Genomic DNA, 23,361 nt, shown 5'->3' on the forward strand with positions numbered 1-23,361 from the left:
GCAGGAGAACGAGAAGCAGGGGAACCATGGTTATCAACCTCCGAGGCATCGGTTGCCCCCCTCCGCGACGGTCATGCACCTGACTTTTACCCGGTCCCTACACGCGCGGCCGGGTAGTAGTGGCAGCTGCCGCGCGGAGTGCCGTACGCGGTACGCCCGGTCGGCGGCAAGAAGCGGGTTTGCGGCCGTCGATCGGAAGCTGGCGAGCGGTCACGACCAATCCGGTACTACACGAGGAGGTACCGATGTCGGGCACGGAGAAGGCCAAGGCACAAGCCGAGCAGGCCGAGGGCGAGGCCCGAGTCGGTGTTCAGCCCTCGATCCTTGTCGCGTGGATAACGGCGCCGACCCGAACGGATGGGGCCGGGCCATGTGCCGTCCCTGGAATCCAAAGCCGGTCAGCCGACACCCTGGACGTCCTGATGCCCCCGGCCCCCGGCCCGCGCGACCAGGCGTTGTCTTTCGGATCGTGCCGGGCGGCGGGGGCCCGGCACGATCCGGAGGAGAAGGCCTGGTGACCCGAGTCGGAGATGCGGGTCACTGGCGGAGCAGCAGGTCCACGACGCCCGTCAGGTCCTCCTCCGCGCGGCCCAGGTCGAGCCGGCGGCGCATCAGGCCGAAGTAGGGCGCGAGCAGTTCCGGGCTGACACCCTGCCCCTCGGCGGTGGCCAGGAACGTCGGCGTGCCCGCCACCTGCATCGCGAGGTTCGACACCACGCCCTCGGTGTAGTCGCCGGACCGCAGCTGCGCGGCGGTCCCGTGGACGCTCCCGGACATGGCGGCGAGCCAGTCGGCGAGCAGCGGGGCGAAGACGACGGGGTCGATGTCCTCCCGGCGGATCAGCGCGAAGGCGTGCGCGGCCCCGGCGAACATCCCGTACATGGCGCTGAGCAGGGCCACGTCGTGCAGGGCCGCGAAACCCGCGTCCCCGCCGACGTACGTCGTGTCCGCCGGGACGGCCAGGGTCGCGCGGTGCGCCTCGAACAGCTCCGGCGAGCCGCTGTAGAAAACGTACCCGCCGGCCTCCCGGACGCCGATCATCGGCGGGACCGCCATGATGCCGCCGTCCAGGTATCGGGCGCCCCGCTCCTCGGCCCACGCGGCGCGGGACCGGGCCTGTGCGGGTGTCGTGGTGGTGAGGTTGACGAGGTCCTTGCCGGTGAGGTCGACGCGGTCGAGGGCGGCGCCGACGGAGTCGTCGTCGAGGAGGCAGAGCACGACGAGGGTGTTCGCTGCGACGGCCGCGGCCGCGCTGTCCGCGGGCTTCGCGCCCCCGGCGGCGAGGGCGTACGCGCGGGTCGGGGTGCGGTTCCACACGGTGAGCGGGTGCCCGGCGGCGAGCCAGGTACGGGCGAGGGCGGTGCCCATGGCGCCGAGTCCGAGGAGGGAGAGGGGGGAAGGCGTGTGCGCTGTCATGGCCACCAGGCTGCGCCGGACTTCCGACCCGCTCAAGTACCCACTTGGGAGTGGGTGGTTACCCTGAGGTGAGCGAACAGGTCAGGAGGGTGCGACGGGATGGCGACGCTGAACCGGCCGGGGGACGGGGACGGCCACGTCTGCGGGATCGACACCGCGATGGAGGTGATCGGCGGCAAGTGGAAGGTGCTCATTCTCTGGACGCTCCACGAGCGGCCGCACCGCCGCTTCGGCGAGCTGCGCCGGCTGGTCCCAGGCATCACGGAGAAGGTCCTCGCGTCCCACCTGCGCGAGTTGGAGGCGGACGGCATCGTCGACCGCGTCTCGTACGACGAGGTCCCGCCCCGCGTCGAGTACGCCCTGACGAAGGACGGCATCCGCCTCAACGACGCCCTCGAACCCCTCGCGGCCTGGGGCAGGACGCGGACCGGGGGCGACGCTTAAGGTCATGCCAGTCGGCGGCGAGGGTGTGGCTGAGCCAGAGCGGCGCAGAGCCGCCCAGGCTCCCCAGGATCTGGGCAGACAGCCGGTACTGGCCTACGGCGACCTCCCTGGGTCAAGTGGCGGTGACGGTCTTGCAGACTGCCTGATCCCAAGATGGCCAGGTCAGGGGCCCATCCACCTGAGCCTCGCACTCCCTGAAGCCATCGACTCTTCTTGACTTCTCGTCGCCGCCTTCCCGTACGAGGACATCTGTACGCTCTCGGCGTGACCACTGAACCCCGCGCTCGGCCGCGGCGCTGATGTTCTTCGCGGCACCTGATCTGACGCGGCTCACAGGCATCCGCCCGCCCAGCGTGCTGCACCAAGCCGTAAACCGCGCGCGGATCCCACTTGTTGTGTTGGTCGGGTACACCGTCGGTCCGATCGTGTGGCCCCCGCTCTTCACAGCCGGCCTCGGCCGGCTCACCCGCATCGCCATCGATCGGACGCGCGGACGCGGGCCTACCTCCGCCTGACCGCAATTTCAACGACCGTGACCCTCGCCGTTCGTATGTCTCCCGAGACGTGGACTGCCGACACCGGAGGTGTTGCCGGACTTATCTCGGGCCGGCGGCAAGGGGGTGCGGCTGGTGCTGTGTGGGCTGGGCCGGCATGCGCGGGGGCGGGTGTGCTGAGAGTGCGGTGGTGCGGATCGCGTCGTCACTGCGGCTGTTCCATGCCTTTGCGCTGACCACGGACGACCTGATTTCGTCTACATCGCCGCCATCGCCGCCGCCAAGGGCGAGTCCGGAACGTGCGCCCGTTCAGTTCACCGGGATGATGTCGGGGGCACCCAACCGCACCGCGTCGGCGGTCAGGTCGTCCGGCTGCTGCTGGGCCTCGCGCTCGGCGGCGACGCGCTTGAGGTAGTGGTCGACCTCGCGGTCCTGGTGCGCCCGGTCCCATCCCAGGTGGGGCGCCATCAGCCGGGCCACGGTCGGCGCAGCGTCCACCCCGCGGTCCCAGGACTCGATGGAGATCCGGGTGCGCCGGGCCAGGACGTCCTCCAGGTGGCGGGCCCCCTCGTGGGTCACCGCGTACACGGCCTCGACCCTCAGGTAGTCGTCGGAGCTCGGCAGTGCCTCGCCCAGCGCCGGGTCGGCGGCCACCAGGGCGAGCAGTTCGGGGGCCAGGGAGCCGTAGCGGTTCAGGAGGTGCTCGATGCGGGCGACATGGAGCCCGGAGCGCCCGGCGAGCCGTTGCCGCGAGTTCCACAACGCCAAATAGCCGTCGGCGCCGAGCAGCGGAACGCGGTGTGTGACGCAGTGGGGAACCTTCCCGTCCAGGCCTCGGGCGGCCTCGTCGACCGCGTCCTTGGCCATCACCCGGTACGTGGTGTACTTGCCGCCCGCCACCACGACGAGTCCGGGTACAGGATGGGCGACGAGGTGCTCCCGGGACAGCTTGCTGGTCTCCGCCGCCTCGCCGGTCAGCAGGGGGCGCAGGCCGGCGTAGACGCCCTCGACGTCTTCGGGGGCCAGGGGGGTGTGCAGGACGCTGTTGACGTGTTCCAACAGGTAGGTGACGTCCTTGGAGCTGAGGGCCGGGTGGGCCTTGTCGAGCGTCCAATCGGTGTCGGTCGTCCCGATGATCCAGTGTCGGCCCCACGGGATGACGAACAGCACGCTCTTCTCGGTGCGCAGGATCAGGCCGGTGCGGGAATTGATCCGGTCACGGGGGACGAGCAGGTGGACGCCCTTGGAGGCGCGGACGTGGAACTGGCCGCGGGTGCCGGCCATGGCCTGGGTGTCGTCCGTCCACACCCCGGTCGCGTTGATGACCTGCTTGGCGCGCACCTCCTTCTCGTCGCCGCTCTCCAGATCCGTGACGACGGCGCCGACCACCCGTTCGCCCTGCCGCAGGAACCGGCTGACGCGGGCCCGGTTGGCCGTCAGCGCCCCGTACGAGGCGGCCGTGCGGGCGAGGAACATGGTGTGCCGGGCGTCGTCGACCTGGGCATCCCAGTACTGGATGGCGCCCACCAGGGCGTCGGAGCGCAGGGCAGGGGCCTCGCGCAGGGCCCGGCTCCTGCTCAGGTGCCGGTGAAGGGGCAGGCCGCCGGAGTTCCCGGAGGCTCTGGCCATCGCGTCGTACAGCAGCACGCCGCTGCCGACGTACGGCCGCTCGGTGACGCGGTGTTGCAGGGGGTAGAGGAACGGCACCGGACGCACCAGGTGAGGGGCGAGGTACCGGAGCAGGAGGCCCCGTTCCTTGAGGGCTTCGGCGACGAGGTGGAAGTCGAGCATCTCCAAGTAGCGCAGGCCGCCGTGGATGAGCTTGCTGGAGCGGCTGGACGTGCCCGAGGCCCAGTCGCGGGCTTCGACGAGCCCGACGCTCAGGCCCCGGGTGGCAGCGTCCAGGGCGGCGCCGCTGCCGACGACGCCGCCCCCGATCACGAGCACGTCGAGTTCGTCCTGTCCCATGTCGGCGAGGGCCTGTGTGCGGGCTTGGGGTGAGAGGGCCACCGGATCGACCATGGTCTCCTCCTGAGTGTTGCGGGCGCGCGGCCGGAACCTATTCGACCTTGGCCCAGTCGAGCGTGCGCTCCACCGCCCGCTTCCAGCCCGCGTACCCTTCGGTGCGACGTTCCTCCGACCACTCGGGGCTCCAGCGCTTGGACTCCTGCCAGTGGGTGCGCAGTTCGTCGGTGTCCCGCCAGAATCCGGTGGCGAGGCCGGCCGCGTAGGCGGCGCCGAGCGCGGTGGTCTCGGCGACGACGGGACGGCTGACCGGTACGCCGAGAATGTCGGACTGCGTCTGCATGCACAGGTCGTTGGCCGTGACTCCGCCGTCGACCTTGAGCACGTCGAGGTGGACGCCGGAGTCCTGCTCCATGGCTTCCACGACGTCGCGGGTCTGGTAGCAGATGGCTTCGAGGGTGGCGCGCGCCAGGTGGCCGTTGTCGTGGTAGCGCGCGAGGCCGACGATCGCGCCGCGGGCGTCGGAGCGCCAGTACGGGGCGAACAGGCCGGAGAAGGCGGGGACGAAGTAGATTCCTCCGCTGTCCTCGACGGTGCCGGCCAGACGCTCGCTCTCGGCGGCGTCACCGATGATCTTCAGCTGGTCGCGCAGCCATTGCACGGCGGAGCCGGTGACCGCGATGGATCCTTCGAGTGCGTAGATCGCGGGGCTGTCTCCGAACTGGTACGCCACGGTGGTCAGAAGACCGTGTTGCGAGCGGACGAGCTCCGTTCCGGTGTTGAGGACCAGGAAGTTGCCGGTCCCGTACGTGTTCTTGGCCTCGCCGGGCGCGTAGCAGACCTGGCCCACGGTGGCCGCCTGCTGGTCTCCGAGGACGCCCGTGATGGGAATGGCCTCGCGCAGCGGGCGGGAGGTGCGGGTCCGTCCGTACGCCTCGGGGTGGGAGGACGGGTTGATGGTGGGCAGCATGGACCGGGGAATGTTGAAGAAGCCGAGCAGTTCGTCGTCCCAGTCGAGGGTCTCCAGGTCCATGAGCATGGTGCGGCTGGCATTGGTGACGTCGGTGGCGTGGATGCCGCCGTCGGGCCCGCCGGTGAGGTTCCACAGCACCCAGCAGTCGGTGTTGCCGAAGAGGGCGTTGCCCTGCTCGGCGGCTTCGCGGACGCCGTCGACGTTCTCCAGGATCCACTGGATCTTGCCGCCGGAGAAGTAGGTGGCCGGTGGCAGCCCCGCCTTGCGGCGGATGACTTCTCCCTGGCCGCCGCGCTCCAGCGCCGCCGCGATGGAGTCGGTACGGGTGTCCTGCCAGACGATGGCGTTGTAGTACGGGCGCCCGGTGCGGGGGTCCCAGACGACGGTCGTCTCGCGCTGGTTGGTGATGCCGACGGCCGCCAGGTCGGAGGCATCGAGGTTGCCGTGCCGGAGGGCGTTCTGGATGACCGAGTTGGTGCGTTCCCAGATCTCCACGGGGTCGTGTTCGACCCACCCCGAGCGCGGGAGGATCTGGGAGTGCTCCAGCTGGTGCCGCGCCACCTCGTTGCCGGCGTGGTCGAAGATCATGAAACGGGTGCTCGTGGTGCCCTGGTCCACTGCGCCGACGAAGTCAGCCATGGGGTGCCGCCTCCTCTTGGGATGCCGTGCGTGGGGCTGTCATCCGCGACGGGACGGGAAGGCATCGTGCCGTGTCCGTCCCGCCCGCCGAGGATGCGGTCAGCTCTCCTCCGGTGCCGGTACGCGTCCGGGAGGCTCCGGTTCCGCGGTGGGCAGGAACCGGCCGATGAGGAGCTTGTAGATACCAGCTCCCAGCACCCCGCCGATGAACGGGCCGACGATCGGCACCCAGAAGTAGAGGTTTCCGTACTGATCCCTCCATGCCCCGCCGTACCCGGTGAGGAAGCTGGCCAGCCGGGGGCCGAGGTCACGGGCCGGATTGATCGCGTACCCGGCATTGGTGCCCCAGGCCATCCCGATCGCCACGACGATCAGGCCGACGATGAACGGTGCCAGGTTGGCGCCGGGAGGCGTGCCCAGCAGGTCTGTGACCGCGAAGATCAGCAGCAGGAGAAGTGCGGTGCCGATGATCTGGTCGCGCAGTGCGCCCCATTCGGTCACCGGCAGGTTCGGGTTTCCGTTGGCCGGCAGTGTGGAGAAGACACCCTGCGTCTTGATGGTGTGGCCGGGGTCGGCCTTCGCCAGCGCCTCCGTGTAGTTCCAGCGGACGATCAGGGCCGCCACGAAGGCTCCGGCCAGCTGGGCCAGCGCGTAGGGGGCCACCCTGCTCCAGGGGAAGCCCTTGAAAGCGGCCAGGGCGACGGTCACCGCGGGATTGAGGTGGGCGCCGCTCAGCCTCGCCGCGACGTACACGCCCAGGGTCACACCGAGACCCCAGGCCCACGCGATGCTGTCGTGGTTTCCGAGGCCACCCGCCGGGTCGGTCAGGGCTCCACCGGCTACGACCTGGGCGACGACACCGCAGCCGAAGAGGATGAGGATCATGGTGCCGGCGAATTCGGCCGACAGTTCGCCGACCAGCCCATGTGCTGTGAGGCGCTCCTTCATGGGTGCCCGCTTCCCGCCGGTCCGAAGACCGGCATTCGACTGCCCCGAGCCCCCCGGTTCAGAGTAAGGCGGGTCGCCTGTACCGGAAAGGCGAGGACGGGTTCGGATGCGGGAGACCAGGGCCGCTTCGGGTTCCTCGGTCCTTCTCCGAGGCGGTCGCCCGAGTTCTCGTGTCCGCGGGATGGCAGCACACTGTTCGTATGGCGTGCCCTCGCGGACGTGCCTGCCCGGCGCACGGAACATCGGTGCTCCGTGACGGCGCCGGAAGCTCACCCGTCGGCTCCGACCGGGAGGCACACGATGAAGATGCTGATCAACAGTCCCCAGACCGTGGTCGCGGACGCCCTGCGGGGCCTGGCCGCAGCCCACCCCGAATTGGACGTGGACGCCGACGCCCGGGTCGTCGTACGGCGGGGCGCACGGCAGGGTGGGCGGGTCGGTCTCGTCTCCGGCGGCGGCTCCGGACACGAGCCTTTGCACGCCGGCTTCGTCGGATACGGAATGCTGTCCGCCGCCTGCCCGGGCGAGGTGTTCACTTCCCCCGTGCCAGACCAGATGCTGCGAGCGGCCAAGGCCGTGGACTCCGGTCAGGGGGTGCTGTTCGTCGTCAAGAATTACACCGGGGACGTACTGAACTTCGACATGGCCGCCGAGCTCGCCGAGGAGGACGGCATCCGGGTCGAGCGAGTGCTGGTCAACGACGACGTCGCCGTGACCGACAGCCTCTACACCGCCGGGCGTCGCGGCACCGGGGCCACGCTCTTCGTTGAGAAGATCGCCGGGGCGGCGGCCGAGGAGGGCGTGCCGCTGGCGCAGGTCGCCGCAGTCGCCCGACGGGTCAACGAGGCCTCGGGCAGTTTCGGCGTTGCGCTGAGCGCCTGCACCACTCCTGCCAAGGGCAGTCCCACCTTCGACCTGCCGGACGGCGAGCTGGAGCTGGGCATCGGGATCCATGGCGAGCCGGGCCGGGAGCGGCGCCCGATGATGCCGGCGGGGGAGATCGCGGAGGTCGCGGTGGGCTCCGTGCTGGACGACATGGCGAACGCGAGCCCAGCCGCCGACGGGCCGGTACTGGCCCTGGTGAACGGGATGGGCGCAACGCCGCTGCTGGAGCTGTACGGCTTCCACGCGGAGGTGGCCCGGGTACTGGCGGCTCGGGGCGTCCCGGTGGCCCGGACCCTCGTAGGAAACTACGTCACCTCGTTGGACATGGCGGGGTGCTCGGTGACGCTGTGTCGGGTCGATGAGGAAATGCTGCGGCTGTGGGACGCGCCGGTGCAGACGGCAGCGCTGCGCTGGGGCCGCTGACCCCCCTCGTCTGCTACCGGCGTCCGGACCGGTGAGCCGGTTCATGCGACTCCGAGGATCCCCTGGCCAAGGGTGTGCCCGCCTGCATCCACTGCCGCCCGGACACCGCCCTGGGAGTGCTGGAGTGACCGGGTACCGGCAGGGTGGAGGGATGAGCCCTGAGCTGCGCGTGGTCGTGTATCCGCCCGACGCCGAGGGCGGGCGCCGCGTCCGCATCGACGGCGAGATCCTCGGCCGCGCCCTCGGCCCGAACGACATCCTCGAGTTCCTGCGGCGGGCCGGCCTCGACCCGGACGACGTCCGCCTGGACGACGCGCTGCTGATCGAGTGGCGCGGCGGCGGCCCGGCCGTGTGGAGCCCGGACACCGGCGAAGCGTGAACACGACAGTGCGGGCCGCCACCCGTCGAGGGTGGGCTTCAGGGACAGAGTTGCGCTCTGCCCCTGAAGCCCGCGGTCATTCGCCGAACGCTTCTTTGTAGCCGGCGGCGTCGAGGAGATCGAGACTGTCGAGTTCGTTCCCGTCGGAGGGCTCCAGTCGGAAAAGCCACGCGGCGTAGGGATCCGAGTTGAGCAGGACAAGGAGGGATCCGACCGTATTGACCTGAACGACCTTGCCGCCGACCGGGGCGTAGATGTCCGATGCCGCATTCGTTGATTCGATGGAGCTGATCGGCTCGCCTGCGACGGCCACCGTCCCGATCTCGGGGAATTCAATGAATACAGTGTCGCCGAGAGCGTTCTGGGCGTGGTGGCTGATGCCGACGGTCACGGTGCCGTCAGCCTCCAGACGGACCCACTCGTGACGCCAGGTGAATCGCAGATCTGCCGGAACTTGAGACATGTCATCCTCTGTGGGTTGTGACGGTCGCACGGAGCAAGGGCCCTGCGAGCCGCGTTCGCGGCCGTCAACGCGCTGCGAACGGGGCCACCCCCGCTTCCCCCTCGCGGTGGATCACCGCGCACGGCTCGTCCCAGACCGAGTTGCCTCGACGACGGCTTCGTGCCGTGGGGGAACGCTTCCCGCCCTGCCGACGCCCCTTTGCGTTGTACGGGTCAGCCGAAGACGACCGACCGGACCTTGAGCCGCTGCGAGGCGCCGCCGGTGTGGGGGCGCAGGCGGAAGGAGTCGCCTTCGCAGTTGGTGCCGGTGAAGACCGTGGCCCAGCTATCGGTGCGGTTGCGCGGCGTGTGACCGGGCTCGGGGTTCTCCTGGCCCACACCGGGGAGATTGATGCACTCGTCGTCGGCCGGGTTGGTCAGGAAGCCGGTGGCGTCGTAGCCCTCGACGGTGACGTAGTCGTAGAAGAATCGTCCCGACGCCGCGGAAGCAGGGGTGGAGACGGACACGGCGAGCAGGGCAGCACCGAGGACGGTGGTGAAAATGGAACGCAAACGCATGACTGGTCTTCCTGCCGAAGGGTTCGTTGCCGCTGCGATCATGACGTGCCGGGCACGCCGATACGGCCCCCGTCACCCGTAGGCATGACAGCGAATCGACCCTGCACCCGCCAAGCGGACGCATGGCTTTGTTTACGGCAGCGGCCTCTTGCTCACCTTCAGTGGAGCGATGTCGTGCGCGCCAGGCCAACTCGGGGACCTGCCGGATTCCGCCAGGCCGCCGCCCGGCCCCGGGGTGGCCGTGGCGCGTCAGCCAGGGCTTTGCGTGTCTCGGCGGTGACGCAAGGGCGATGAGGGCGCCGTGGTGGTGACCTCGGGAGGTGGGCGTTGCGTTCGACGAGCAGTCGAGTTCACGCAGCAGGAGTTCACTCCACCGGATCGGACCGCCGCTCTGGCACTTGCTCGGCAGGGTGCTCGTCGGCGGCCGGGGCGCCGGGCTGAACAGGCTTCGTGTGAGGGACGGGAGCCGCGGGCCCCGTGGGCGTCACCGAAGGTGTGAGCCCCGGTTCCGGGTCCGGTGTCGCGCCCGGTTCGGCTCCCTGTCCGGGCGCCGGCCCGTCGTCCTCGCCGGCGTGGGCCCGGAGGTGCGTGATCACGGTGTTCGCGACGGCGACCAGCGGGACCGCGACGACGGCTCCGCCGATGCCGGCGACGAGCCCGCCGGTGGCGACGGACAGGGCCACGGCCAGCGGATGGATCCGGACGGCACGTCCCAGGATGAACGGCTGCAGGATGTGCCCTTCGATCTGTTGGACGAGGAGTACCACCATCAAGGTCATCAAGGCGGTGAAGACGCCCTGGGTGACGAGTGCGACGATCACCGCGAGGGCACCGGAGGCGATGGCGCCGATCAGCGGTATGAAGGAGGTCAGGAAGATCACTACGGCGATGGGGACGGCGAGTGGGACGCCGAGGAAGTAGATCCCGACCCCGATGAACACCGCGTCGATCAGGGCGACGATCAGCGTGCCGCGGATGTAGGCGGTGAGTGTCCGCCAGGCCGGCGAGCCTGCTCCGGCGACTGCGGGCCGCACGGCGACCGGCAGGAGCCTCAGTGACCATTCCCAGACGCGCCTGCCGTCGTACAGGAGGAAGAGCGTCACGAACATCGCCAGGAGCATGCCGGTGATGACCTCGATCAGAACGGTCACTCCCTGGAGACCGGTCGAGGTGATCTCACTGGCGCTGGTCCCGATGGCATCGCTCAGGCGCTGCGTAACGTCGTTGATCTGCTGCTCGGTCACGTGGAACGGGCTGTTGAGGAGCCAGCGTTTCAGTTCCGCGATGCCTTCCTGGAGCCGTTCGGACAGGGTGTCCAGATTGTCGAGCACCTGCCATACGACGAACCAGCCGATCAGTCCCAGCGCCAAGAACCCGCAGAGCGCCGTGACAAAGGTGGCGAGCCCCTGCGGGAGTCCCCGGCGGTGCAGCCGGGCGACCGTCGGCTGCAGCAGAGCGGTGATCAGCAGCCCGGCGACGAAGGCCAGCGCGACGAGGCGGACGGATCCGATCACCCGCATCAGCACCCACACGGCGGCGGCGAGGACCAGGAACCGCCAGGCGATCTCGGCCGCGACCCGCATGCTCCAGGGCACCGCACGGGCGGGGTCCGGGGCGCGGTCCCGGGCCCGGGCGGGGTAGCGGCGCACCGCCCGTTCCCGCTCGGCCGCCTCCTCTGCGTCGTGGCGGGCGAGCGCCCGTACGCGCCGATTCTCGAACGCGGTCGCGGCGCCCTTCGCGCGGCCGAGCAGGTCACGGATCCTGGACATCCTCGGACCTCCCTCCGCCCCGCTTGACGTCTGCCCCCGATTCGCGGTGATCAGACAATCAGCGAGGCGCAGGTACTCAGGCCGCGGCCTGGGGCAGGCGCAGTTGCGCCTGCCCGAAGAGGAGTGCGTAGCCGTCGGGGAGCTGGTGCAGGATGCGGGCGAGGAGGGCGGGTCCGGTGAGGCGGGTGACGATGGCGAATACGGCGCCCGTGTCCCAGCGGGCGATGGCCGGGCTGGTGCCGGTGCGGGCGGCCAGGTCCTTGACGAAGCCCCAGCCGGTGAGCCGTTCGGCGGCGGGGGCCTGGGCGGTCAGGACGAGGGCGGCTTCGACGGGCAGGGCCTGGGCCAGTTCGACGCGTTCGTCTCCGACGAGCTGCCGACCGAGTGCGGCCAGGACGGCGCGAACGGCTTCTTCTGCGCGTTCGCGTGTGGGGTAGGCGCCTTCGTAGCGCACGAGTTCCAGCATCTGCTCGAACGTCATGGCCGGGTGGGCCCGGTGCGGTCGAGGCGGGTCGTACATGGTGCTGCGATTGCCTTTCTCGTCGCTGGACAAAGTCCGGCCGGTGGCGTCGGTCGGTCAGGTGGGCTGGGGGTGGCCGAAGAGGAGGTCGTAGCCGGGCGGGAGCTGCAGCAGGGCTTCGCGGGTGAGGTCCTCTCCGGCGGCTGCGGCGACGGTGGAGAGGACCGCGCCGATGTCCCACAGGGCCGTCTGCTCCGTGGCGCCCTCGATCCAGGCCGCGGTCGCGCGGACGAAGCGCTCGGGAGAAAGCGGTTCCGATGCCTGCAAGGGATTGAGGAGGATCAGGGCGTAGGTCTCGGGGAGGCGGGCGGCGAGCTCGGCCCGCACGGTGCCGACCAGGTGGGCGCCCAGCAGGGCGAGGACGACGCGGGCCGCCCGCTCGGCTTCCTCCCGCGTCCGGTACTCACCGCGTTCCCGGACGTGGTCCAGGAACGCCTCCGAGTGCAACGGCATCTCACGTCACCTCCATGGGAGGGGTGAAGAGGGGCGGGGCAAAGGAATCAGGGGTGCGGAGGACGGGGTGCCGGAGGGGAATTGGGTTCCCCGTCCTCCGCCGTCGGCGGCGGGGGCTGGTCAGCCGGAGATCCGCTTGCGGCCGGAGTCGGCGCTGATGGCGATCTTGCGCGGCTTGGCACGCTCGGCGATCGGGATCCGCAGGGTCAGGACACCCGCGTCGTAGTCGGCTTCGATGCGCTCGGTGTCCAGGGTGTCGGCCAGCATGATCTGGCGGGAGAAGACACCCAGCGGCCGCTCGGAGAGCTCCACCTTCACCGAGTCGGCCTTCGCGACCGGGCGGCGCTCCGCCTTGACGGTCAGCATGTTCCGCTCGACGTCGATGTCGACCGTCTCCGGACTCACCCCGGGCAGGTCGAAGGCGATCACGTACACGTCGCCCTCGCGGTAGGCGTCCATCGGCATCACGGACGGCTTCGACCACGTGCCCGACGTACCCGAGAGCTGCTGAACGATCCGGTCCATCTCGCGGAACGGGTCAGTGCGCATCAACATCGCGAAACACCTCCAGTTGGTTCAGGCAGAAACTGCCAATGCGCTTCAACGTGCTCCCGTTGTAACATGTCATCGAAAAGATGACAAGCAAGACGTCATCTGGAGGATGACAGACACGGAGACCGCCATGACCGAGGCGCGCGAGCCAACCGCACACGTCCCCTTCCTCGCCGCCGCCGCGGCACTGGAGACGATCAACCAAGCCGTCCAGGACGCGCAGCAAGCCGCCGCGAGCACGTCGGCGGCATCAGCACCCGCCGCGGGGCCGCACCCGGCCCTGGCCGCCCTGCTGATGCTCCGCGAGGTCCGCGAGCAGCTCGCCGGCTGGGAAACCGGCCTCATTGAAACCGCCCGCAGCGAGGGCGCCAGCTGGGCCGACCTCGCCGGCCCCCTCGGGGTCTCCAGCCGCCAGGCCGCCGAACGCCGCTATCTCCGCCTGCGCCCCGGCAAGGCGGGAAGCACCGGCGAGGAACGCGTCCAGGCCACCCGCGACACCCGCGCCGCCGACCGCAGCGTGAACACCTGGGCCCGCGACAACGCCGCCGACCTGCGCCGGCTCGCCGGCCAGATCACCGCCCTCACCGGCCTGCCCGCCGGCGCCGAGGATGCCATCGGCGACCTGAACCAGGCCCTCGCCCACAACGACACCGCCCGCCTCATCCGCCCCCTGACCGACTCTCGCGCCCACCTGCGGCCCGAGGACACCGAGCTCGCCGAACGCATCGACGCCCTCACCCGCCACACCGACCAGCTCCGCCAGGACACCCACGACCGACGAAGCACGTGAGCCATCCCCTCCGATGACCGACGGGTGCGGGCAGGGGAACGTCCGTAGACGCAAGGAGTGATCACCATGGACGAACTGCTTCCGGACGAAACCCGCGGCAACGGCATCCGCGTGGAAGTTCTGGAAAACGCCGTCGCGATCAGGCCCACGGGCGAGATCGACATCGAGACGGCACCCGCCCTGCTCCTCGCCCTCACCGATGCCCTCGCGCACGCCTCACCCGCCAAGCCCGTGGCGGTCGACTGCAGCGGCCTCACCTTCTGCGACTCCTCGGCGCTGAACGCACTCCTCACCGCGCGCCGCACAGCCCAGGAGACCGGCACCGTCATCCGCCTGGCGGCCCCCCGCCCCCAGCTCCAGCGCCTCCTGGACATCACAGGCGCCCGGTCCCTCTTCCCCGTGGACCCGCAACCGCCGACCGCTCGGACCATCATCTGACCGGACGCGTCCGGTCAGGCGCGTCCTCCGGGAGCGCGCATCCGCATCCTCCAGGAACGGCATCTGCGTGCGGCGGCGAGGCGGTGGTCGGTGACGGAAGGATCCCGACGGTCAGCTGCAGTCCCACGAGTGAGCGAAGGGACGATCCGGGCAGACGCGACACTCGAAGATGTACACCGAGCCCACACCGCCTAGATCAAGGCCTGTGGGGTCTACGGGGACTGCTCGGCCGCCGTCCTCGCCCCGGTCCTCCAAAGGCAGCCAGATGCGCCACGAGGCTCCGTCGCACTCCCAGCTCGCCACTGTGAGCAGGTGGTCCATGCGGTGGCCACATCCTTCGCAGTCCACCCAACCCTCCCCTGTGAACCAGGACGGATGGCCGCCGAGTTTGATGCCCGGTGCTTCAGCGAAGTCGGAGAAGGACAGCAGTGGAAGCGCCGCATGCGGCGGGATCGCTTCCCTCAGCCGCCGGAAGTCGTCCCGCCACTCGTCGGCCAGGTCCTCGGGTAGATCCCAGCTGGGGTATTCCGTCACCCGCTCCGGGTGGACCACGCACGGCGCCGGAACATGCCGACGGGCCGCGGCCGGATCCGTTGGCGGCGCCGGGAGCGCGGTCCGTACCGAAGCGGAGTCGCGCCAGAACACCAGGGGCCACGGTGACCCGGGAAACTCATGGTTGAACGGGCACCAGAGCACCTGCAAGACGTCCGTCCCGTCGGGGAAGGGCACCACACCGGGGGGTAGGTCCGAGCGGAAGGCCTGGACGACCGGCACCATCGGCACCCTGGAGCCGCTCGGCAGGCCGTTGCTGAAGTTGTGATGTATTCGAGTGCAGACCGGCCAGGCCTCGTCGGTCGGCCACAACAACGGCCCGCCCACGGAGCTCTCGGTGGGCGACGGCGCACCCCTCCTGGGGTGCAAACGCACCGTGTCTCGCGCCCACGCGGCAAGCCCTGGAACCGACCTGACCACGTCGACGGGACGTGGCGGCGTCCGCCGTCCTGCCACGCCTCCACAGCGGACCGGGTCCGTCAGATGATCATTCATGGACGGAACCCTAGCCAGACAGGGGTTGAGCCCATAGCCGGCGGATGAGCGCTGGATCTGTCTGGTTGCGCATCGGACAGGGCGCGTGCGGGCGGGCTGGACTGAGCTCGCCACCCGGCAGGTACCGGAAGGCGCCGGCAATGCAACAGGGCCGGAGGTGTACGACGCAGCGGTCCGCCCCCTCCCCCAACGGAGTACGGCGACGAGCTCGGAATCAGCGGGCCAGGACTTGCACGGGCTCGCCCTGCTGGGTGCGCAGGGCTGCCTCCAGCCAGGCGCCGCGCTTGTCGTCGAGAAGCGTCGTGGCCTCGGGGCCGCGCGAACCCAGCGGGCTTCGGACAACTCGCTCTCCTGGAGGTGCACCGGGGTGCCGGCCGGGACCTGGCCTCCGTCGAAGAGAAACTGCACGACCGACCTTGGGCCGGTCGACTCCTTCGGGATGTGCCACATCACCGCGAGCGGGCCGGCCGCCGGGCAATTCAGGCCTGTCTCCTCCTCAGGGCGCACTACTGCGTTCCGGTATCGAGATCCGGACTTGCTCGGTGAGACTGGTCTGGATCGAGCAGGCCACGCCTGTTTCGCGCCGCTGATCCGCGTGGCCCTGCTGCGCGATCGGCAAGGTGTTGAAAACGGGATGATGCGAAAGAGGCGGGGCGCTAGCGTGCACGCATGGATCTTGAACCTGGAAAGACCCTGCCCGCCGTTCCCGTTCCTCTCGATGCCGAACTTCAGGTCGCTTATGACGCCTACCTGGCGGAGGAACCGGACTTGGCGCCGATGAGCCTCGAGAAGCTGCCTAGGCTCGAGCACCTTCTCGCCACGAACTGACGGTCTCCTCCGGCGGTAGTCGGTCGCGGGATGGACAACGTGCCGGCCATGCTCCCTTGGCAACGGGGTCGGGGAACCTTGCGACGGAACTCATCCGGATAGAACCAGACGGGGCGGGTGCCGCCGTCGGCGCCGGTCGCCGGGCAGCGCGACCGAGTACCCGACGAGGGCGCCGTCATCCGCCCGGCGTGCAGTCGGCGCCCGGCCTAGACGTTGCCAGGCATTCGGGCGCCCCTGCGCTCAACAGCGGTAGCCATGGGGAACCTGGAGAAGCACCACGAAGATCCAGATCATGACTGCGGTGCCGACCGCGCCGCCGGCGAGGGCGACGGCGAGGTTCCAACGTCCTACGTACCCGATGAGCAGACCCCACCAGACTGCCGCAGCGCCGGCGAGCACGGCTCCGTAGAAGATCAGCGCGAGTCCAGTGGCCGCGCCGTTCACCCCCACGTCGCACGCCCGCCACGCAGCCGCCAAAAGCACCGATCCGAGAACACCCGTGGCAGGCCCGGCCACGGAGGCGACCGCGCAGCCCCATTGGCCGCGCGTGTTCCGCTTTCTGACCTGCGGAACGCTCTCGCCGCTCCGCTGTGCCCGCTCCATTCGATCCATCGCGTCGTTGATTCCGTGCAGGAGCTGTTCCTCGGTCAGGGGCGTGCCGGGCATGCCCAGCACGCCTATTGTCGGGCACTCTCAGGCTCGCACGAATGCTCGACGAAGTTAAGAACGATCACCGGATCATCCGTTTCCCGACAGGGAACCGAGTGGGCGGCCACCGGCACCCCGGCCCGTGCACGTCGGCGTTCATGTGACGTGAGGGTCGGTTCATCGAGCTGAATCGATTCGGCAGCTCAGGCACGTATCGACCGACGAACAGCCGGGGATCATCTTGGGGCATCGACGGCTCCCGATACCTCACCGACACCGATCCGTTCCGGGACCTCCTCCGGGGCGGCGACGTCACCACCTCCGCGTGGAAAACCCGGCCTTCGGCGTGGAGCCGCCTGCCGGGCCAGGGCCGACGGGCCATCCGTGGCAAGAAGGGCAACGCCTGATGGGCATCTACGGACAGGACTGGGCGTCCTACCAGAGCGACGAACCGAGCCTCGCCGGACTCGACTTCGTCTTCACGAAGATCACGGAAGGCCTCGGATACACGAATCCGAAATGGGTCCGCCAGCGCGACCACGCCAAGCGTCACGGCCTGGTCTGGGGCGCCTACCACTACCCCCACATGGCCAACGACCCCGAAAACGAAGCCGACTTCTTCCTCGACCAGGTGGCCTGGCAGCCCGGCGACATCCTGGTCCTCGACTGGGAAGGCTACGACGACGCCAACGCCGGTGTCTCCAAGGCTCGCCAGCGGACGTACAAGGAAGACTGGCTCCGCTACGTCAAAACCCGAATGCCAGGTCACCGGGTCGGCATGTACTGCAATACGGACTACTGGAAGAACATCGACACGACCGGCTACTGCGGCGACTTCCTGTGGATCGCCACCGCGGGCCGCAACGCGGGTGACCCCGGGATCAAGGCGAGTTGGCTGTTCCACCAGTACGACGACAATCCCGTCGACCAGGACTACTGCCCCCTGCCCGGCCGCGAGGAGCTGCGCGCCTGGGCTCACGGACCTCTCCGATCCCCGGAGGACGACATGCCCCTGTCCCAGGAAGACCTCGACGCCGTCGCGACCGCCGTCTGGCGTCACACGGAGACCAACGCCGCCACCGGACGCCCCGTCGCCATGGGCGCCGTCATGGCGTGGATGGACAAGATGCACAACGACCAGACCGACGCCGTCGCACAAAAACTCGCCGCGACACAGGCAGCCGTGACCGCGCTCGCCGCACAACTCGGTCAGCAGCACGGCGTCGACACCGAAACCGTGGTGTCCGCGGTCCGGCAGGCCATAGCCGACGCCGTGATCAACGTGGACGTCCACGTCACCGGTACCCCCGCCCCGACCACCTGAGAGACATCACCCCCAGTCAGCACTCCTGGCCGCCGGTGCCGGCGGACACCCGACGTCCACGGCCGCGACAGGGCCAGGCCGCCGGCCGGATCCCCCATGCCCACCCCCGCCACCGACCGCCGACCCGGCTGCTGCTGCTCGGCCCGGCCCGGGGCCCGCTCCCCTCGCCGGGCGCCACGCCGCCGCAGCCACCGCGGGCGGGCGGAACCGCGTCGTCGACGTCCACCCTGCGCAGCCCGTTCGGGGACACGCACTCACCCTCGCCGCACGAACCCTCATCGCCGAACTCCCGGACACCCTCCAGGAAGCGGCCGACATCTCACAGCGCGTCACCGCCATCCCGGCGCTCTGTCCAGGTTCTGTCCGCAACGGCACAGAGCGCTGACCGGCGACTGCTCGGGGCCAGGCAGCCCGGGCGCTCTGACGTTGACCGGCCCCCTACCAGGTCCTGTTCCGCACCCGCCGACCCCGGCCTGGCGGCTGTCCCGCCCAACGGCCGGAGCGGCGTCACGCAGGGACGACGAGCGGTGGGTGCTCGAGCACACGGGGCTTGTACTCGACCAGCTGGATGCGGCCGTCGAAGGTGCGGTGCTCGATCATCTCGAGGGCAACGTCCGGATAGCCGTCGTAGATGCGTTCTTCGCCCGTGGCCCCGGTGATCACGGGGAACATCGCGACCCGGAAGCGGTCGACCAGTCCGGCTCGCAGCAGGGACCGGCACAGGCTGAGGCTGCCGATTGTGCTGAGGAGCCCCGATCCACTCGACTTCATCGCGCGGACCGCCTCGACGGCGTCGTCCCGGACGAGCGTGGAGTTGGCCCACGTCAGCGGCTCCTCGAGCGAGGAGGAGAACACCACCTTGGACGCTCGCGTGAGCTCGTCGACGGACGCCTCTTCCTCGGGCCTGAACTCGTCCTGGCCAGTCGGGACCTCGCCTGCGGCGAAGCCCGACATCAGGCGATAGGTGTTCGCTCCCATCAGGTACGTGGCCTCAGGCTGCTCGCCGAGCCATGCGAGGTACTCCGGGCCCTCCAGGCCCCAGAACCCGGGCCACCCTTCTCCCGATGCGTAGCCGTCAAGTGAGGTGATGAAATCGACGAGGAGCTCCGACATGGCACGTCCTTTCCTGGGGTGTCATGAGCTTGGACCGACCGCGAGCCACAGACTCATCGGCCGCGCTGTGAAGTGGCGAGAAATGCCATGGGACTGGGCCATCAGCTCGGCGAAGGCGTCAGCCGGGCCAACCGCCACGCTCAGCAGGGGCCAAGTGTGACTCAGCTCTGCTTGGCCCGTCCGGTCAGATGCCCGTTCAGTACTCGGTGGAGCCCGTCCGCGGCGTCCCGTACGGTCGGTCCGTGATGATCAAATCGGGCGCCCCCCGCACCCTTGGTGTCCCTTCCTCCGTGGCACGGTTGCGCTTCGGGACGGAACTGCAGGAACCTGGCGACGGGCCGCGTCGCCGCTTGCTCATGGTCGACGACGAGCCTGCCTTCGAGCTCAGCTTCTACTGCGGAACGTGCCCGCTCCTCTTTCGCCGGCTGGAGACCGCGAACGAGAAGTTGTCCTTGGAGAACATGCGGGAACGGCTGGGCGGGCCACTGGACGATCCGGGCGACGGCGGCGTGATCGAAGCGTTCGGAGCGCTACTGCCGGAAGGCGAATCCCTCCCGCTGCTCCTGGACGTGGAACCCCGGCTGGTCATCCCCGGCAAGGAGGGCGACTCCTTCAGCGGCGAACAGGTCACGGCGTGGGGGGTCGACCAGTTCTGGGGACTCCCGGAGCACCCGCACACGCCCTACTACCGGACCTTCGAGACCTCGGTCGATGCGGACGCCCACCTCTACGAGTTCGTCGTGCCGATGGTTCCTCCGACCTGGAACGAGAGAGAGCGCGTCAAAGAATACGTCGCGCTCATGGAGCGGGGAACGGTCCCCACGGCGGTGGCGATCTCCACACTGGACGTGTGCCAGTCCGCCCTCGGCCTGGCCGATGACCCCGCCGCGCACTGGGGCCTGACCCACTTATGTACGGCAGGGCGCAGGGGGAACCAACGAGGCGGCCGCCAAGGCACTGGAGAACCTTCGCAAGTCGCTCGATGAGCCGCAGAACGTGCGCGATGCCTACGCCAAGGAACAGGGGCACATGGGCATCGTTCATCACCGCCCAGTCGTTGACCATCGACGGCGGCTGGATGCCCCACTGCCCCAAGACCGACCACCACCAGGGAGACCAGCTCATGAAGCAGCGTGTGCGCGCCGTCTTGCTCACCGATCACGGCACCATGCTCGTCATCAAGCGCATCCGCCCCGGCATCCCCGCGTACCGAGTCCTCGTCGGCGGCGGTGTCGAGCCCGAGGACGCCGACCTCGAGGCCGCACTGCTGCGGGAAGTCCGCGAGGAGATCGCCGGCGAGGTCGCCCACCTGCGTCCGTTCTGCCGGCTGGAGAACGACAAGGGCGAAGCCGAGGACTTCTACACCGCCCGGATCCTCTCCTGGAACTTCGACGACCGCACCGGACCCGAGTTCCAGCGCGACGACCGCGGCGAGTACCTGCTTGAGGAAGTCCCGCTCATCGTCGAGGCCATCGACGCCCTGAACCTGATGCCGCCCCAGATCAAGGACGCGCTGCTCGACTCCATCCGCGAAGGCAGCCTCACCGCCCCCGTGGCGTAGCCAGCCGCCCAGGCTCCCAGGGGCTCGGTCCCCCAAGGGTGTTGCGGGCTGAGCCGGTGTGGGTGGAAACGTTCACGGGCTTGCGGACGGACCGGTTCGCGAAGCCGGTGAAGGTGGGCCGCGAGCGGGGCGGGAACGGTCCGGGTGGCGGTCGGCCCTGGTGTCTGCCGCTGGCGGACGGGGTCCTGCTGGTGGCCGTCTACTCCCGAACCAACCTCACGATGCGCCGGCTCGCCCTCTCTTCGGGATCTCCCCGGCCACCGTCTGCCGCGTCATCGAGCGGTTGCGCCCGCTGCTCGCGCTGGATCCGGCACCGCGGCCCATCGCCGATGCCGAGCGGCTGCGGATGTGGATGTGGACGGCACCCTCCTACCCGTCCGCGACCGGCAGGTCGCCGCCTCCTCCCGAAACTACCGCTTCTCGGCGAACGTGCACGTCGTCATCGACGCCGACACCCGCCTCGCAATCGCCTCCGCCCGGCCGGCGCCGGGGAACAAGGCCGATGCCCACGTCTCGCGGGAGTCGGACCTGCCGGCCGCGGCGGCCGGGTCGACGGTGATCGCGGACGGCGCCTACCTGGGCACCGGCCTGATCGTCCCGCACCGCAGAAGGGCCGGCCGCCCTCTGTTGCGCGGACAGGAGGAGGACAACGCCGAACACCGCCGAGGCCGCGCCCGCGTCGAGCACACCTTCGCCCCCATGAAGAACTGGAAGATCCTCCGCGACTGCCGCCAGAAAGGCGACGGCCTCCACCACGCCGTCCAGGCCGTCCAGGCCGTCCAGGCCGTCGCCACCCTGCACAACCTCAGCCTCATCGGGTGAAACACCAGGTCAAGCGCCACTCCGGCCTACCCGAGCAAGTCCTTCCGCAACACCCTTCAAGAGGTACGCCCGGCTAGCGGCGCGGTCCCGACGGGAATCCGGGTACCGTCCTCGGTTCCGGTGTGTCCATGGGCAGCCGTAGCGAGGCCTCGTCCGTGCCCCGTCCGGAGGTGAAGTAGGGCGAGCGGCGTCCGTACTTGGCCCATGCGGCCACGGTGAGACCCGCCACGAGGATGGCGGCCGGCATGGAGAGCATGAACCAGCCGTTGTTCGGTGTGGCTTCGAAGTGGTCGCTCATCGTCAGGTACGAGCCGCTCAGATAGACGCCGATCCCGAGCAGTACGGTTCCGGAGGCCGCCGGCACGACGACGGACAGGACTGCCTCACGGAACCCGGCTCGCAGAGCGGAACGGAAGCGGACGGCACACGCGAGGGCCGTCAGGCCGTAGTACAGGGACACGAGCAGGCCGCCGGAGGACACGGCGGCCAGGAGCATGTCGCTCAGCTTGGGAATGGCGGTGGCGAGTACCGCGAGACCCGCGGCGATCAGCATGATGAGCACGGTCCCGGCCGCGGGTGTTCCGTGGATGGGATGCACGCGGGTCCACACCCGGCCCATGGTGCGGTCCCGGCCCATGGCGAACAGAGCGCGGGCGGTCGGAATCATCGCGGACTGGACCGAGGCGACGGCGGACAGTGCCAGTGCCAGCAGCGGCAGGCTCGCCCACGGCTCGTCGGCAAGTCTGGCACCGATCCGCGGAAGCATCTGGGGGCCGTTGCCGATCAGCTCGGCAAGACTCAACTCCCGCTGGAGTGCGACCGAGGCGAAGAGGAACAGGCCGAGCATCGCGAAGAGGGAGATGAAGCCGGCGCGGGCTGCGTCACTGGTCCGTTTGGTCTCCTCGGTGACGCTGAAGGCGGCATCCCAGCCCCAGAAGAAGAACACCGCGAGGACCACGCCTTGGGCGAAGCCGGCGCCGTCCGAGATCGCGAAGGGGTTGAACCACGACCACGAGAAGGTCTGGCGGCCGGTGATCAGCGCCCCGGTGAAGAAGGCCAGCAGCACGGCGTACTCGAAGGCCAGCAGGGTGGTTTGGAAGCGGGCGGTGCTGCGTATGCCGGTGGCCGCCAGCGTGGTGACCCCGATCAGAACGACCAGCCCGACGACGGTGCACAGCGTCGTGGAGTTCGGATCGAGGGGGAGCAGCCCGAAGTCGTTCCAGCCGGCTCTGTTGGCGAACTGCAGGACCACCGAGCCGCAGATGGCGCTGGTGTAGGCGAGGAAAACGACCGTACCGACGACGGTGACCCAGCCCACCAGGAAGCCGGGCCAGGGGCCGAGCGAGGTGCCGACCCAGGTGTAGCCGTTTCCGCAGTTGGGCTCGGACCGGTTGAGCCTGGCGTACGCGGTGGCGATCCCGAGCACCGGCAGAAACGCCAACAGCAGGACGGCCGGTGTCTGCAGGCCGACCGCTGCGGCGAGTGAGCTCATGCCGAGGGCGATGCTGGTCGTGGCCGCCGAGCTGGACGCGCTGATGGCCAGACCGTCGACGACACCGAGGGAGCGGCGTAGCTCGCCGGTGGGCCTGCGGCCGGGCTGGTGGGGTGCGAGAGGGGGCATCCGAGGACTCCTCGTGTGCGGGACGGAGGGAGCGGGCTGTGCGTGGAAGCGGGAGGGCGTTGCAGAGCTCGGGCTTGCCGCCGTTCTGGAGCCGGAGCCTGATCGGCTCCCGGTACGGGCTCGGTCCAGGAGGGCTTCGCGGTCGGTCGAATACGATCCGACCGGCACGGGAGCCGGGGAACGCACCTCGTGGTGGGCCGGGGCCGACCTCGGGGCTCCACCATGGCGTCCGGGGTTCGGTGTCCGCCGCGAGGTCCGAGTCGTCCTCGGCGTACGGCGGTGAGGGTGG

The 23,361-nt window shown here is 69.7% G+C and carries 22 protein-coding genes and 1 pseudogene; 10 read left to right on the forward strand and 13 right to left on the reverse strand.

The genetic code is table 11. From position 1 onward, the window contains the following. Nucleotides 1-537: 537 nt before the first annotated feature. A complete protein-coding gene (locus ACFYZL_RS04465; RefSeq protein ID WP_388675902.1) occupies nt 538-1,416 on the reverse strand; it encodes an NAD(P)-dependent oxidoreductase in 879 nt (292 codons plus the stop codon). A gap of 99 nt (nt 1,417-1,515) precedes the next feature. Here ACFYZL_RS04465 and ACFYZL_RS04470 point away from each other — a divergent pair, with 99 nt between their 5' ends. After that, nucleotides 1,516-1,860: a winged helix-turn-helix transcriptional regulator gene (locus tag ACFYZL_RS04470; RefSeq protein ID WP_384756970.1), complete on the forward strand. Its 345-nt coding sequence runs from the start codon at nt 1,516-1,518 to the stop codon at nt 1,858-1,860. A gap of 803 nt (nt 1,861-2,663) precedes the next feature. Here ACFYZL_RS04470 and ACFYZL_RS04475 read toward each other — a convergent pair. From ACFYZL_RS04475 to ACFYZL_RS04485, 3 genes are all read right to left on the reverse strand, one after another. Further along, complete coding sequence (locus tag ACFYZL_RS04475; protein ID WP_388675906.1) at nt 2,664-4,376, reverse strand: glycerol-3-phosphate dehydrogenase/oxidase; 1,713 nt, start codon at nt 4,374-4,376, stop codon at nt 2,664-2,666. Between the two features lie 37 nt (nt 4,377-4,413). After that, complete coding sequence (gene glpK, locus ACFYZL_RS04480) at nt 4,414-5,931, reverse strand: glycerol kinase GlpK (RefSeq protein ID WP_384756976.1); 1,518 nt, start codon at nt 5,929-5,931, stop codon at nt 4,414-4,416. Nucleotides 5,932-6,030: 99 nt separating this feature from the next. Next, nucleotides 6,031-6,879 (reverse strand): MIP/aquaporin family protein, encoded by an 849-nt coding sequence (locus tag ACFYZL_RS04485; protein ID WP_384756979.1) that lies wholly within the window; start codon nt 6,877-6,879, stop codon nt 6,031-6,033. Nucleotides 6,880-7,179: 300 nt separating this feature from the next. On the opposite strand from ACFYZL_RS04485, the gene dhaK reads away from it, so the two are divergent. Both dhaK and ACFYZL_RS04495 read left to right on the forward strand, forming a co-directional pair. Further along, nucleotides 7,180-8,187, forward strand: a complete 1,008-nt coding sequence (dhaK, locus tag ACFYZL_RS04490) for a dihydroxyacetone kinase subunit DhaK (protein WP_388675910.1) — start codon at nt 7,180-7,182, stop codon at nt 8,185-8,187. Nucleotides 8,188-8,338: 151 nt separating this feature from the next. Continuing rightward, complete coding sequence (locus ACFYZL_RS04495; RefSeq protein ID WP_384756984.1) at nt 8,339-8,566, forward strand: hypothetical protein; 228 nt, start codon at nt 8,339-8,341, stop codon at nt 8,564-8,566. A gap of 76 nt (nt 8,567-8,642) precedes the next feature. Here ACFYZL_RS04495 and gcvH read toward each other — a convergent pair whose 3' ends face one another. The 6 genes from gcvH to ACFYZL_RS04525 form a co-directional block, all read right to left on the reverse strand. Continuing rightward, nucleotides 8,643-9,029: a glycine cleavage system protein GcvH gene (gcvH, locus tag ACFYZL_RS04500; protein ID WP_388675913.1), complete on the reverse strand. Its 387-nt coding sequence runs from the start codon at nt 9,027-9,029 to the stop codon at nt 8,643-8,645. A 212-nt stretch (nt 9,030-9,241) separates the two neighbouring features. Continuing rightward, nucleotides 9,242-9,586 carry a hypothetical protein gene (locus tag ACFYZL_RS04505; RefSeq protein ID WP_388675916.1) on the reverse strand — a complete coding sequence of 115 codons (345 nt, stop codon included), beginning with the start codon at nt 9,584-9,586 and terminating at the stop codon, nt 9,242-9,244. 365 nt (nt 9,587-9,951) lie between these two features. Beyond that, nucleotides 9,952-11,355 (reverse strand): AI-2E family transporter, encoded by a 1,404-nt coding sequence (locus tag ACFYZL_RS04510; RefSeq protein ID WP_388675918.1) that lies wholly within the window; start codon nt 11,353-11,355, stop codon nt 9,952-9,954. Nucleotides 11,356-11,431: 76 nt separating this feature from the next. Next, the gene (locus ACFYZL_RS04515) at nt 11,432-11,875 is read right to left on the reverse strand and encodes a DUF2267 domain-containing protein (RefSeq protein ID WP_388675921.1); all 444 of its coding nucleotides are present in this window, start codon (nt 11,873-11,875) and stop codon (nt 11,432-11,434) included. Between the two features lie 57 nt (nt 11,876-11,932). Then, the gene (locus ACFYZL_RS04520) at nt 11,933-12,328 is read right to left on the reverse strand and encodes a DUF2267 domain-containing protein (RefSeq protein WP_388675924.1); all 396 of its coding nucleotides are present in this window, start codon (nt 12,326-12,328) and stop codon (nt 11,933-11,935) included. 120 nt (nt 12,329-12,448) lie between these two features. Beyond that, nucleotides 12,449-12,883, reverse strand: a complete 435-nt coding sequence (locus tag ACFYZL_RS04525; RefSeq protein ID WP_384742775.1) for an Hsp20/alpha crystallin family protein — start codon at nt 12,881-12,883, stop codon at nt 12,449-12,451. Between the two features lie 127 nt (nt 12,884-13,010). Here ACFYZL_RS04525 and ACFYZL_RS04530 point away from each other — a divergent pair, with 127 nt between their 5' ends. From ACFYZL_RS04530 to ACFYZL_RS04540, 3 genes are all read left to right on the forward strand, one after another. Further along, nucleotides 13,011-13,670, forward strand: coding sequence for an HSP18 transcriptional regulator (locus ACFYZL_RS04530; protein ID WP_388676907.1), 660 nt, complete (start codon nt 13,011-13,013; stop codon nt 13,668-13,670). A gap of 66 nt (nt 13,671-13,736) precedes the next feature. Then, complete coding sequence (locus tag ACFYZL_RS04535) at nt 13,737-14,108, forward strand: STAS domain-containing protein (RefSeq protein ID WP_384742777.1); 372 nt, start codon at nt 13,737-13,739, stop codon at nt 14,106-14,108. Between the two features lie 1,716 nt (nt 14,109-15,824). Then, complete coding sequence (locus ACFYZL_RS04540; RefSeq protein ID WP_388675927.1) at nt 15,825-15,983, forward strand: hypothetical protein; 159 nt, start codon at nt 15,825-15,827, stop codon at nt 15,981-15,983. Nucleotides 15,984-16,223: 240 nt separating this feature from the next. Here ACFYZL_RS04540 and ACFYZL_RS04545 read toward each other — a convergent pair whose 3' ends face one another. Then, nucleotides 16,224-16,649 (reverse strand): hypothetical protein, encoded by a 426-nt coding sequence (locus ACFYZL_RS04545; RefSeq protein ID WP_388675930.1) that lies wholly within the window; start codon nt 16,647-16,649, stop codon nt 16,224-16,226. Nucleotides 16,650-17,037: 388 nt separating this feature from the next. On the opposite strand from ACFYZL_RS04545, the gene ACFYZL_RS04550 reads away from it, so the two are divergent. Beyond that, a complete protein-coding gene (locus ACFYZL_RS04550; protein ID WP_388675933.1) occupies nt 17,038-17,955 on the forward strand; it encodes a glycoside hydrolase family 25 protein in 918 nt (305 codons plus the stop codon). A gap of 507 nt (nt 17,956-18,462) precedes the next feature. Here the strand turns inward: ACFYZL_RS04550 and ACFYZL_RS04555 are convergent. Then, nucleotides 18,463-19,068, reverse strand: coding sequence for a dihydrofolate reductase family protein (locus ACFYZL_RS04555; protein ID WP_388675936.1), 606 nt, complete (start codon nt 19,066-19,068; stop codon nt 18,463-18,465). Nucleotides 19,069-19,424: 356 nt separating this feature from the next. On the opposite strand from ACFYZL_RS04555, the gene ACFYZL_RS04560 reads away from it, so the two are divergent. The 3 genes and pseudogenes from ACFYZL_RS04560 to ACFYZL_RS04570 all read left to right on the forward strand — a co-directional run bounded on the left by ACFYZL_RS04560 (nt 19,425) and on the right by ACFYZL_RS04570 (nt 21,451). Next, nucleotides 19,425-20,054 (forward strand): hypothetical protein, encoded by a 630-nt coding sequence (locus ACFYZL_RS04560; RefSeq protein WP_388675939.1) that lies wholly within the window; start codon nt 19,425-19,427, stop codon nt 20,052-20,054. 137 nt (nt 20,055-20,191) lie between these two features. After that, on the forward strand, nt 20,192-20,629 hold the full coding sequence (locus tag ACFYZL_RS04565) for an NUDIX domain-containing protein (protein ID WP_384742790.1): 438 nt from the start codon (nt 20,192-20,194) through the stop codon (nt 20,627-20,629). Between the two features lie 38 nt (nt 20,630-20,667). Beyond that, a pseudogene (locus ACFYZL_RS04570) lies at nt 20,668-21,451 on the forward strand (transposase). A gap of 73 nt (nt 21,452-21,524) precedes the next feature. On the opposite strand, the gene ACFYZL_RS04575 reads toward ACFYZL_RS04570, so the two are convergent. Further along, the gene (locus ACFYZL_RS04575; RefSeq protein ID WP_388675942.1) at nt 21,525-23,072 is read right to left on the reverse strand and encodes an APC family permease; all 1,548 of its coding nucleotides are present in this window, start codon (nt 23,070-23,072) and stop codon (nt 21,525-21,527) included. Nucleotides 23,073-23,361: the final 289 nt, after the last annotated feature.

The organism is Streptomyces sp. NPDC001717, assembly GCF_042892775.1.
GTDB lineage: Bacteria > Actinomycetota > Actinomycetes > Streptomycetales > Streptomycetaceae > Streptomyces.

Bases quoted from the DNA above. Each gene is read 5' to 3' on its own strand.
- ACFYZL_RS04465 (WP_388675902.1), bottom strand. From the start codon at position 1,416: ATGACAGCGCACACGCCTTCCCCCCTCTCCCTCCTCGGACTCGGCGCC.
- ACFYZL_RS04470 (WP_384756970.1), top strand. From the start codon at position 1,516: ATGGCGACGCTGAACCGGCCGGGGGACGGGGACGGCCACGTCTGCGGG.
- ACFYZL_RS04475 (WP_388675906.1), bottom strand. From the start codon at position 4,376: ATGGTCGATCCGGTGGCCCTCTCACCCCAAGCCCGCACACAGGCCCTC.
- glpK (WP_384756976.1), bottom strand. From the start codon at position 5,931: ATGGCTGACTTCGTCGGCGCAGTGGACCAGGGCACCACGAGCACCCGT.
- ACFYZL_RS04485 (WP_384756979.1), bottom strand. From the start codon at position 6,879: ATGAAGGAGCGCCTCACAGCACATGGGCTGGTCGGCGAACTGTCGGCC.
- dhaK (WP_388675910.1), top strand. From the start codon at position 7,180: ATGAAGATGCTGATCAACAGTCCCCAGACCGTGGTCGCGGACGCCCTG.
- ACFYZL_RS04495 (WP_384756984.1), top strand. From the start codon at position 8,339: ATGAGCCCTGAGCTGCGCGTGGTCGTGTATCCGCCCGACGCCGAGGGC.
- gcvH (WP_388675913.1), bottom strand. From the start codon at position 9,029: ATGTCTCAAGTTCCGGCAGATCTGCGATTCACCTGGCGTCACGAGTGG.
- ACFYZL_RS04505 (WP_388675916.1), bottom strand. From the start codon at position 9,586: ATGCGTTTGCGTTCCATTTTCACCACCGTCCTCGGTGCTGCCCTGCTC.
- ACFYZL_RS04510 (WP_388675918.1), bottom strand. From the start codon at position 11,355: ATGTCCAGGATCCGTGACCTGCTCGGCCGCGCGAAGGGCGCCGCGACC.
- ACFYZL_RS04515 (WP_388675921.1), bottom strand. From the start codon at position 11,875: ATGTACGACCCGCCTCGACCGCACCGGGCCCACCCGGCCATGACGTTC.
- ACFYZL_RS04520 (WP_388675924.1), bottom strand. From the start codon at position 12,328: ATGCCGTTGCACTCGGAGGCGTTCCTGGACCACGTCCGGGAACGCGGT.
- ACFYZL_RS04525 (WP_384742775.1), bottom strand. From the start codon at position 12,883: ATGTTGATGCGCACTGACCCGTTCCGCGAGATGGACCGGATCGTTCAG.
- ACFYZL_RS04530 (WP_388676907.1), top strand. From the start codon at position 13,011: ATGACCGAGGCGCGCGAGCCAACCGCACACGTCCCCTTCCTCGCCGCC.
- ACFYZL_RS04535 (WP_384742777.1), top strand. From the start codon at position 13,737: ATGGACGAACTGCTTCCGGACGAAACCCGCGGCAACGGCATCCGCGTG.
- ACFYZL_RS04540 (WP_388675927.1), top strand. From the start codon at position 15,825: ATGGATCTTGAACCTGGAAAGACCCTGCCCGCCGTTCCCGTTCCTCTC.
- ACFYZL_RS04545 (WP_388675930.1), bottom strand. From the start codon at position 16,649: ATGCCCGGCACGCCCCTGACCGAGGAACAGCTCCTGCACGGAATCAAC.
- ACFYZL_RS04550 (WP_388675933.1), top strand. From the start codon at position 17,038: ATGGGCATCTACGGACAGGACTGGGCGTCCTACCAGAGCGACGAACCG.
- ACFYZL_RS04555 (WP_388675936.1), bottom strand. From the start codon at position 19,068: ATGTCGGAGCTCCTCGTCGATTTCATCACCTCACTTGACGGCTACGCA.
- ACFYZL_RS04560 (WP_388675939.1), top strand. From the start codon at position 19,425: ATGGTCGACGACGAGCCTGCCTTCGAGCTCAGCTTCTACTGCGGAACG.
- ACFYZL_RS04565 (WP_384742790.1), top strand. From the start codon at position 20,192: ATGAAGCAGCGTGTGCGCGCCGTCTTGCTCACCGATCACGGCACCATG.
- ACFYZL_RS04575 (WP_388675942.1), bottom strand. From the start codon at position 23,072: ATGCCCCCTCTCGCACCCCACCAGCCCGGCCGCAGGCCCACCGGCGAG.